Genomic DNA, 10,519 nt, shown 5'->3' with positions numbered 1-10,519 from the left:
GAAATAACTCTCTATTTAAAATAAAAACGTACAAATTTATTACAAATATTAAAAATTTTAAAAAAAAGAAATTTATTATTGACATTTAGTAAAAAATGGTATATATTGAAGTTAAAATTAGAATTATTCTAATTTAAGAGCAAAATATATAAATATATTCGTTAAAAACACTTTTGATGTATGTTTATATAAATAAATTAATGGGTAAAAATGGTAAACATAACATTTAATAAAATCTAATATTAACTTTCAAGGTAAAAACAAAAATAAAAATTTTTATAAAGTATAGCAAAAGTGTTACAAATAATAAAACTCATGATTAAACCATGAGAAAAAATTTAAACATATAAAGGAGGTAAAAAAATGAGAAGTATTACAACATTAGACTTACAGTACGCACACAGATTTTACGGTTTTAAAGGAGAAGCACAATATCTTCATGGACACACAGGAGTTTTAACAATAGAAGTTGAAGACTCAATTGAAGAAGGAGTAAACATGGTTTTCCCTTGTAACGAAATTCAAAAAACAGCTTGGGAAGTTTTAAAAAACTTTGACCATGCATTAATTCTAAGAGAAGACGACCCGCTTTTACCTGCAGTTTTGGACGTTTATGAAAAACAAGGTATAAAAGACGGTTCACCACAAAATCAAATGAAAGGACCTAAATTTGAAACTGAGCTTGCAAAAGCATATCCCGAATGTCGTTTGGTTGTAACTAAGGAAACATTGACAGTTGAAGGAATGATAAAAATCGTATACGATTTATTAAAAGATAAACTTAACATTGCAAAAATCACATTTACAAGCGGTGTAAATGCAGCAAGCGAAGAATTTGAAACTAAAAATAATATCGAACGTTGCCCACTTTGCGGAATAGCACTAAACGAAAAAGGCATATGTCCAAAATGTGGATATAAAAAAGCATAATAAATCTATATAAACATACATATTAAACTCCAATGTATGATATATCAAACCTTATTCTATATAAATTGTAAAAACATATCTAACAACACTCTATGTATTAATACAAATATATAACTAAAAAACACTACTCCGATTAATATAAAAAGCAACTTGTAATTGTTATATAAATCCATAATAAAATTTAATAAATTGATAAAAGTTATTTATTTGTAGATAGTAAAAAGACCGGTATAAAAGCCGGTCTTTTTTTAATAATAATAGATTACATAAACATTTTAATTAGAAACTAAATTTCTCCACAATACTCCATCCCCTCACATAAAAGCAATTAAACTTAAATTTTACTATACTACTTCATTACATAAGAACTATAAAAAATAAAACATTTATTTCTCTTCTACCTTACAACCTAACATAAATATCATCAAAATATCAAATCTATATTTCTCTACAATATCCAACTTTCTTATATATAAAAACTTTATTCCATTTTACACATACAACCTAACATAAACATTATTAAAATATAAACCTATATTTTTCTACATTGTTCCCCACCTTGACATAAAAAAACAAAAATCAACACCATATTTTACTTCAATGACCAAATTCCCCACAAAGAAATAAAACAACAAACTTATATTTCATTGATATCTTCTATTCTCTAGCACATAAAGAAATAATAGAACTATATTGCACTTATATGCCCCACTACCTTACATAAAAAGCCAAATTAGTAGGAACTCGTTCATAGAAAAATCGGGTAGATTTTTCATGAAATCCGAGTGCGTCAAAGGCTACACGCCCAGTGGCGCCTTTTTATTCGACTTTTTTAGACGAGTAAAAAAGTCGTGGGGTTTTTAAGGGGCAAAGCCCCTTAATATCGGGTTTTAGGAGTGAAACCCCTAATAAAAAAGACACTGCATAAGCAGTGCCTTTTAATTTTTGAGAATATATTATTCTTGTTCAGCTAATTGTTTGTAACCTAAGTATCTGTTTAAAGCATCTTCTTTATTCTTTTCGAATAATTCGTCAGCTTTATCAGGATATTGTCTTGCTAGGTTAGCGTATCTTCTTTCACCTTTAAGGAAGTCAATGAATCCTTCCATGTTAGGTTCTTTGCTGTCTAAGATAAATGGATTTTTACCTTCAGCAATTAGATCTGGGTTGTATCTGAATAGATGCCAGTATCCAACTTCAACAGCTTTTTTAGCTTCACTACCAGCTTTAGTCATGTTAATACCATGGTTGATACATGGAGAGTAAGCGATGATTAAAGATGGACCGTTGTGAGCTTCAGCTTCTTTGATAGCTTTGATTAATTGGTTTTTGTCAGCACCGATTGAAACTTGTGCTACATATACATAACCATATGTTTTAGCCATCATACCTAAATCTTTCTTCTTAGTTTTCTTACCAGAAGCAGCGAATTCAGCGATTGCAGCAGCTGGAGTAGCTTTAGAAGATTGACCACCTGTATTTGAGTAAACTTCTGTATCGAATACTAATACGTTAACGTCTTCGTTTGATGCAAGTACATGATCAAGTCCGCCGTAACCGATATCGTATGACCAACCGTCTCCACCAAAAATCCAGAATGATTTTTTAACTAATTGATCTTTGTTTGCTAATACATATTTAGCATTTTCATTGTCACATCCGCAAGCTTCTAATGCTTCAACTAATTTAGCACTAGCTTCTTTGCTTTCTTCACCTTGGTCTTTAACTTCTAACCAAGCTTTAGCAGCATCTTTAACTTCAGCTTTTACAGCGTCGTCAGCGATTAATGCTTCTAATTTGTGAGCAATTGTTTTTCTCATTTTCTTAACACCAAGCATCATACCAAATCCGTATTCAGCGTTGTCTTCGAATAATGAGTTAGCCCATGCAGGACCTTGTCCTTTTTCGTTTGTTGTGTAAGGAGTTGTAGGAGCTGATGCACCCCAGATTGAAGAACAACCTGTAGCATTTGCAACATACATTCTATCTCCGTATAATTGTGTAACTAATTTAGCAACTGGTGTTTCAACACAACCTGCACAAGCGCCTGAGAATTCAAGTAATGGTTGTTCGAATTGAGAACCTTTTACAGTAAATTTGTTTACGTTGATATCTTTCTTAGAAAGAGTCATAGCGTAATCCCAACATTTACCTTCTTCTTCAAGAACTTCTCCGATAGGTACCATTTTGATTGCACCTGTTGGACAAGTTTCAACACATTGACCACAACCTAAGCAGTCATAAGAAGAAACTTGGATTCTGTATTCATAACCTTCAACTCCAGGACCTTTAGAAGCGATTGTATCAAATCCTTCAGGAGCGTTAGCTTTTTCTTCTTCATTTAATAAGAAAGGTCTGATTGTTGCATGTGGACATACATATGAACATTGGTTACATTGGATACATTTTTCAGCTTCCCATACAGGTACGTTAACAGCAGCACCTCTTTTTTCGTATTTAGCTGTTCCAGCTGGGAATGTACCGTCTTCATAACCGTTGAATGCAGATACAGGAAGTGTATCACCTTTTTGAGCGTTCATAACGTCACATACTTTTTCAACGAATTCAGTTCTTTCAGGTTTAGCAGGAGCTTCGTTGTCAGCTGTTTTCCAGCTTTCAGGAACATCAATTTTAACTAATTCGCTAACACCGTTTTCGATAGCAGCGATGTTCATGTTAACAACTTTGTCACCTTTTTTACCATATGTTTTCTTAACTGAGTCTTTAAGTAAAGCTTCAGCTTTATCGTAAGGCATAACTTCAGATAATTTGAAGAATGCAGCTTGCATAATCATGTTTGTTCTTCTACCAAGACCGATTTCTTCAGCAATCTTTGTAGCGTTGATTGTGTAGAATTGGATATTGTTGTTAGCAATAGTTTGTTTCATTTCTTTTGGTAGATGTTTTTCAAGGTCGTCCATATCCCAAACAGTGTTTAATAAGAATACTCCGCCTGGTTTAATGTCGCTTACTAAGTCATAGTTTTCAGCATATGCTTGTGTAGAACAAGATACGAAATCAGCATCAGCGATTAAGTATGTTGATTTGATTGGTTTTTCACCGAATCTTAAGTGAGATACTGTAACCCCACCAGATTTTTTAGAGTCATATGCGAAGTAACCTTGAGCATACATATCTGTGTTATCACCGATGATTTTGATTGCAGATTTGTTAGCACCTACAGTACCGTCTGAACCAAGACCCCAGAATTTACAAGAAACTGTTCCTTCTGGAACTGTGATAATATCTTCTTTAACTTCTAATGATTTGTTAGTAACGTCATCAACGATACCAATTGTGAAATCATTTTTAGGTTCGTCAGCTTTTAAGTTGTCATAAACTGCTTTAATGTGAGATGGTGTAGTATCTTTACTACCAAGACCGTAAATACCACCAACGATTAAAGGAGCGTTTTCTTTACCATAGAAAGCATCTTTGATGTCTAAGTAAAGTGGTTGTCCTGAAGCACCAGGTTCTTTTGTTCTGTCTAATACAGCAATTCTCTTAACTGATTTAGGAAGAACTTCGAACATGTATTCTGGAGCCCATGGTCTATATAAGTGAACTTTTAATAAACCAACTTTTTCGCCGTTTGCGTTTAAGTAATCAACTGTTTCTTCAACAGCTTCACAAACAGAACCCATAGCTACGATGATGTCTTCAGCGTCTTCAGCACCATAGTAGTTGAAAGGTTTGTAATCTCTTCCTGTGATTTTGCTGATTTCTTTCATGTAGTCAGCAACGATACCAGGGATAGCTTCATAGAATTTGTTAGAAGCTTCTCTTGCTTGGAAGAAGATTTCAGGTCCTTGACATGTACCTCTTGTTACAGGATGTTCAGGATTTAGTGCATGATTTTTAAATTCTTGAACTGCATCATAATCAACTAATTTAGCTAATTCTTCATAAGGCATTTCTTCGATTTTTTGAATTTCATGACTTGTTCTGAAACCATCAAAGAAGTGTACGAAAGGAACTTTACCTTTAATAGCACTTAAGTGAGCAACACTTGCAAGGTCCATAACTTCTTGTACAGAGTTAGAGCAAAGCATAGCAAAACCAGTTTGTCTTGTAGCCATAACGTCTGTGTGATCCCCGAAAATGTTAAGAGCGTGAGATGCTAAACATCTAGCTGATACATGGAATACGCCTGGAAGTAATTCACCAGCGATTTTGTACATGTTAGGAATCATAAGTAGCAAACCTTGTGATGCTGTGTATGTGCTTGTTAGAGCACCTGATGCTAAAGAACCGTGAACTGCACCTGCAGCACCAGCTTCTGATTGAAGTTCAATAACATCAACAGTTTCACCAAATAAGTTTTTCTTTCCAGCAGCTGACCATTCATCAACGCATTCAGCCATTGGAGAAGATGGTGTGATTGGGTAAATACCAGCTACTTCAGTAAATGCATAAGAGCAATAAGCAGCGGCAGTATTACCGTCCATTGTTTTCATTGTTTTAGCCATAATATAATATATCCTCCCAAAAATTTATCTAAAAATTATATTATATATATTTTACATCTAACCCATTATAATAAATAATAATTAAAAAATAAAGGATAATTTAAAAATTTTTTCAAAAATTCATCATTTTTTTTACAATTAAATAAATACCTGTAAATAAGGACTTTTTCAACTTTTCAAAGATTATTACAATTATCTTGTTAAAAATATTTCATTACAAATGTAATAATATACGTCAATATTTTATGAATATGTTTTCATAGGAATTTATACTAATAAATTTTTCTCTGTCTCACAACTTTCTATTAAATCTTTTATAACCTCTTTCGCATATTTTCTCTTTAATTTGCTATGATAAGATTGATTATAATAATTTCTTAAACATTTATAACAAGATGTATTTTCATCACAGCATTGTTGCGAAACCTTAATAAGAGCTGCTTTCAATGCTTTTTTTAGATAATTACTATTTAAAAGTCGTTTAACATGACCTGCTCCTCCTGGAACACTATCATAAATTATTACATCATAACTTCCTGTTTTTAAATTTAACTCTATAATTCCATCAATATCTAATCTATCTATACTAAATACTTCACTTATCCCTTCTAAGAAAGCATACATAAATGATAATGCTTTATTGTAACTTCTTTTTCTTCATTTTTACTTTGAGTGGACGAACTTAAGCTCTCCTGCTTTTCATTATCCTTTGAACAAGAGAAAAATGAAAGTGATATAATTAAGCACATCAAAACAGCAATAATCTTCTTCATCTTAAACCACTCCTTTAATAATTGAAACAATATAGCACAAAATAAACATAACCGCATCCACAAACACTATGGTAGACCCTACCGGAGTGCCAGCAAGTATGGATATTATTATTCCAAATAATGCACAAAATACCGATATGAAAGCAGAACATATGGTAACGGCTTTAAAACTTTTAAATAACCTCATTGCACAAAGAGCAGGAAAAATAACCAGCGCCGATATTAAAAGCGAGCCTACAAGATTCATAGCAAGCACTATTATTACTGCAATTATTATGGCTATCATAAGGTTGTATCTATTGGCATTTACCCCAACAGCCTTTGAAAAATCTTCATCAAAGGTAACCGCAAAAATCTTGTTGTAGAATAATATGAAAAATAACACCACAACCACGGATAATCCCATACACATAAAAACATCAAAAGCAGTAAGAGTCAAAATCGACGTTGAACCAAAAAGCGTCGTGCATACGTCTGATGATATGTTTGAAGAGGCAGAAAAGACATTCATTATTAAATATCCAAATGCAAGGGACGAAACGGAAATCATCGCCATTAATGCGTCCCCTTTTACCTTTATGTTCTTGCCTGATTTTAGTAAAAATACTGCACTTATTATAGTGAAAGGAAGAACAAGAAGCATATTATTTGTAAAGTTTAATACGCTTGCAACTGCCATTGCCCCAAAAGCCACATGGGAAAGCCCGTCGCCTATAAAAGAAAACCTCTTTAATACCAATGTTACCCCTAAAAGAGACGAACAAAAAGCAATAAGCACACCTACTATTAATGCATAAACCACAAAAGGATACTCAAGATATAACATCAATTTTTCAATCATTACTCTCTCCCTCCCCTGTTTGATTTAAGCTTCATATATTCTTCTTTAGTTAAAAACAAACTTTCATCACAAAGATAAAGAACTTTACTGCAATAGTTAAGGGAATTTTCAATATCGTGAGATATGCTTACTATGCTTAACCCCTCATCGTTTAGTCTTTTAGTCAATTCGTACATATCCTGACTTGCTCCCTGGTCAAGTCCCGTTACAGGCTCATCTAAAAAAAGTATGTCCTTTGCGGCACAAAGAGCCCTTGCAAATAGATCCCTCTGTCTCTGCCCTCCTGAAAGCTCGCTGAAACAACGCCTTTTTAAATTTGTTATGCCCATTTTCTCCATGTTCTTTTCTGCCATTTTCTTGTTTTCTTTAAAGTAGAAAGGGCTAAACCCAAGCTTTGACTGACACCCGGATAGTACAACTTCCCAAACAGACGCAGGAAAATCCTTTTTTATATCGTCAAGCTGCGGAAGATAACCTATTTCATTCCTGTTTAGATTATCCCCAAAAATAATATCTCCCTTTATCGGATTTCTAAGGACTAAAAGAGTCTTTAATAAAGTTGTCTTTCCACTTCCGTTTTCTCCGAAAATGCAAAGATAATCTCCCTTTTTTATGTCAAAATTTATATCTTCTCTTATGATGTTTGAATTATATCCTATACAAAGATTTTTCACGGTTACTAAAGACATGTTTACCTCCTTATTTTATGGCTTTTTCGATTACCTTAAGATTATTCTCCATAGTATCAAGATAAGTCTTTCCTGAATTAATATCCTTTGATGTTGTAGACTGCATTGAATCCATGGTCAGTACCTTTTGATTTTTGTCTTTTGTATTTGAAATAATCGTTTTTGCAAGTTTTTGATTTGAGCCTTCTATGGTAATAACGTAATTAAGTGATAATTCATCTGTTTTCTTCGATAGAAAACTAACCGTTTTAAAACTTGCCTCGGTTTCTGCACTGCATCCTGAAAATGCTGCATAATAATTAAGTCCATAATCGTCAAGTAAATATCTAAAAGGGAAACGGTCCCCAAAGATAAGAGTCTTTTTATTTGCCTCTTTTATGGTTTCTTTGTATTTTTTATTTAAACTGTCCAGCTTTTTAATATAGTTTTGTGTATTTTCCTTAATAGCATCTTTATTTTCTGTATCAATTTCCATTAAAGTGCTTCCAATCTTGTTTACGAGAACTTTAGCATTATTCAAAGAAAGCCAAACATGCTCGTCCGTTTCATGTTCTTCACCCTCTTCATGCTCGTGCTTTTCTTCCTGCATTCCCTCAATTAACTCTTCGACCTTTGTTTTATTTCCTAAAACTTCAAGAAGATTAATAACTTTCATTTTCCTATTGTCGGCTTTCTTTAAAACATCTTTAACCCACTCATCAGATTCACCGCCAACATATATAAATAAATCGCACTTTGAAATTTTCATTATATCTTCTGCACTAGGCTGGTAATTATGTAAATCTACCCCCTTATCTAACAGTAAAGTAACTTCTGCATTATCCTTATTGTCTTTAAGTATATTCATAACCCAGTCGTATTCGGGGAAAATTGTCGTAACTATTTTTATTTTGCTTTCTTCTTTTTTACCTTTGTTTGTACCGCAGCCGAAAAAATAGCTTAAAGATAAAACCACAATCATTAAACCACATATTAATTTTTTCATAATAAACCTCTCTTTTTTAATTTTTTGCATAAAAATAAAAGGGTAATAATTTAACCTATAAAAGATTACCCATACTGAAGGTTTATTTTAATTATTGAGTCTGACCTTTTCCAAAATCAAAGTTCTCTTAAGAACAGAATAAGAAATAAATGTTATTAAGAAATAAAATAAAATTTTAAATACAGAAAAGCTCCATACAGCTTTCCCGCTGTCTAGATTTTTTAAAACATGTTCAATATCATGAATAAAATGACATATCGGACAGTCGTCCCCCACACAGTCATGATCTATATTTTTTATTATAAAGATAGAAGAAAACAGCAAAAGAGAAAGTATCATCAAAGTTACAACACAAGCTATTATCTTTTTTGATTTATTCATATAACAAAGCATCGCCGTCTCCTCCTTTTCTTTAATGTCTTAAATTTCATTCATTAATTAAAAAATATAAAAACACTGCCATTTACAAATATAAAATAAGTTTATTTTTTAATATATTTATTTTATATACACTTAATAAATCTAATAAAAAATAAATTTATTCTTTAGTCTTAAATAAATTAATTATCAAAGATTTTACATACTAACTCAGCTTTTTTATAATTACTTAACCTATAATATTTTTATTGTGTTAAGTAGCCGTTATTATAAGCAACTATCGTTCTAAACAATTATTATTCTACGTAATTATCGTTATAAACAACTACCGCTCTAACCCAATGCACTATCCTTTTATTTTAAATTTTTAGTGGCTTAGCCTTTCTTATAAGCTAATTTACAATACCTAAACACAGTAAACCTAAAGCAAAATATTTTAGTAATATTTACTTATAAACACTTATACCTTTAAAACCCTAAGCAAATTTTATCCTTTTATTTTTAATTCTTTAGTCACTTAACCTTTTTATAAACTACCTTACAACATAAACACAATATAATCTTTAAAACGCAATAGTTTTAATGTGTCCTTATAAAATATTTATACATTTAACCTCTTAAGTAACTTTTTATCTTAAATTTCAAATATCTTATATTCACTTAAAATTTTCTTATAAGTTAATTTACAATACCTAAACATAGTACCCACTAAAACAAAAAGCTTAATATAATTACTATTAATAATTAATTATCTTAAAACCCTAAATAAATTCCTTATTACTACATTAAAATATTTCTTACATATGATTAAATTTTTTTTCAATCATATAATATTTAAAAACCTTAAAATAAAGTTTTATTTATTATTTTTTTCACACTCCTCACAAATCCCATAAAAAACTGTTCTCTTAGAATTCAATTTAAAATTATGGGTAGTATATAAATGTTTTTGAAACTCATCTATTTCATGGCAGTGAAGATGTATAAGTTTCCCACACTTTTCACATTTTAAGTGAAACAGCATATCTTCATGATTGCTTTTACCCTCATATTCAAAGCAGGCAGGAGTGTTTATATCTATAATATATTTATTCAGTATCCCCTCATTTACCATGCTTTCAAGCTGACGGTATACGGTGGATTTTCCAATATTGGAATTTTCTTTTTCCAAATACTCTAAAACATCACTTGCCCTAAAGTGCTTTTTATCCATATTCTCAAAACAATCAATAAGTATCTTCCTTTGTTTTGTGTTGTAATGTGAATTCATAATTTAACCCCTTATAAATATAAGAACTATTCCCAATTTGATAATATTTTGTAGATTATATCAAAAATAAATTTTAATTTCAACAAATTTGAGAACTATTCCTAAATTTAACAAATAGTTTAGATTTTTAAATTTATTAATCCTAAAATGCTAAAATTATAAAATCTGTCTCTTATACACATCT

The 10,519-nt window shown here is 31.3% G+C and carries 9 protein-coding genes; 1 reads left to right on the top strand and 8 read right to left on the bottom strand.

Features of this window, described 5'->3' with window-relative positions:
• Window positions 1-363: 363 nt before the first annotated feature.
• Window positions 364-930, top strand: coding sequence for a 6-pyruvoyl trahydropterin synthase family protein (locus ACTQYZ_RS09880; RefSeq protein ID WP_253229371.1), 567 nt, complete (start codon window positions 364-366; stop codon window positions 928-930).
• Window positions 931-1,886: 956 nt separating this feature from the next.
• Here ACTQYZ_RS09880 and nifJ read toward each other — a convergent pair.
• The 8 genes from nifJ to ACTQYZ_RS09840 all read right to left on the bottom strand — a co-directional run bounded on the left by nifJ (window position 1,887) and on the right by ACTQYZ_RS09840 (window position 10,335).
• Window positions 1,887-5,399, bottom strand: a complete 3,513-nt coding sequence (gene nifJ / locus ACTQYZ_RS09875) for a pyruvate:ferredoxin (flavodoxin) oxidoreductase (protein WP_441416528.1) — start codon at window positions 5,397-5,399, stop codon at window positions 1,887-1,889.
• A gap of 267 nt (window positions 5,400-5,666) precedes the next feature.
• Entirely contained in the window at window positions 5,667-6,023 is a 357-nt protein-coding gene (locus ACTQYZ_RS09870; protein ID WP_441416527.1) for a DUF1998 domain-containing protein, read from the bottom strand.
• Window positions 6,008-6,172, bottom strand: a complete 165-nt coding sequence (locus ACTQYZ_RS09865; protein WP_441416526.1) for a hypothetical protein — start codon at window positions 6,170-6,172, stop codon at window positions 6,008-6,010. The genes ACTQYZ_RS09870 and ACTQYZ_RS09865 overlap by 16 nt, the downstream gene beginning before the upstream one ends.
• A gap of 1 nt (window position 6,173) precedes the next feature.
• A complete protein-coding gene (locus ACTQYZ_RS09860; RefSeq protein WP_441416525.1) occupies window positions 6,174-7,013 on the bottom strand; it encodes a metal ABC transporter permease in 840 nt (279 codons plus the stop codon).
• Window positions 7,013-7,702 carry a metal ABC transporter ATP-binding protein gene (locus ACTQYZ_RS09855; protein WP_441416524.1) on the bottom strand — a complete coding sequence of 230 codons (690 nt, stop codon included), beginning with the start codon at window positions 7,700-7,702 and terminating at the stop codon, window positions 7,013-7,015. Before ACTQYZ_RS09855 ends, ACTQYZ_RS09860 begins: the two co-directional genes overlap by 1 nt.
• A 10-nt stretch (window positions 7,703-7,712) precedes the next feature.
• Complete coding sequence (locus ACTQYZ_RS09850; protein WP_441416523.1) at window positions 7,713-8,687, bottom strand: metal ABC transporter substrate-binding protein; 975 nt, start codon at window positions 8,685-8,687, stop codon at window positions 7,713-7,715.
• Window positions 8,688-8,774: 87 nt separating this feature from the next.
• On the bottom strand, window positions 8,775-9,080 hold the full coding sequence (locus tag ACTQYZ_RS09845) for a hypothetical protein (protein WP_441416522.1): 306 nt from the start codon (window positions 9,078-9,080) through the stop codon (window positions 8,775-8,777).
• Between the two features lie 841 nt (window positions 9,081-9,921).
• The gene (locus tag ACTQYZ_RS09840) at window positions 9,922-10,335 is read right to left on the bottom strand and encodes a Fur family transcriptional regulator (protein ID WP_441416521.1); all 414 of its coding nucleotides are present in this window, start codon (window positions 10,333-10,335) and stop codon (window positions 9,922-9,924) included.
• Window positions 10,336-10,519 lie beyond the last annotated feature (184 nt).

The sequence above is a fragment of the Anaerofustis sp. LCP19S3_F7 genome (assembly GCF_052119445.1).
In the GTDB taxonomy this organism is placed as follows: domain Bacteria; phylum Bacillota; class Clostridia; order Eubacteriales; family Anaerofustaceae; genus Anaerofustis; species Anaerofustis butyriciformans.
The sequence above is the reverse complement of the archived record's forward strand: the minus strand, read 5'-3'. Positions and strand labels throughout refer to the sequence as shown.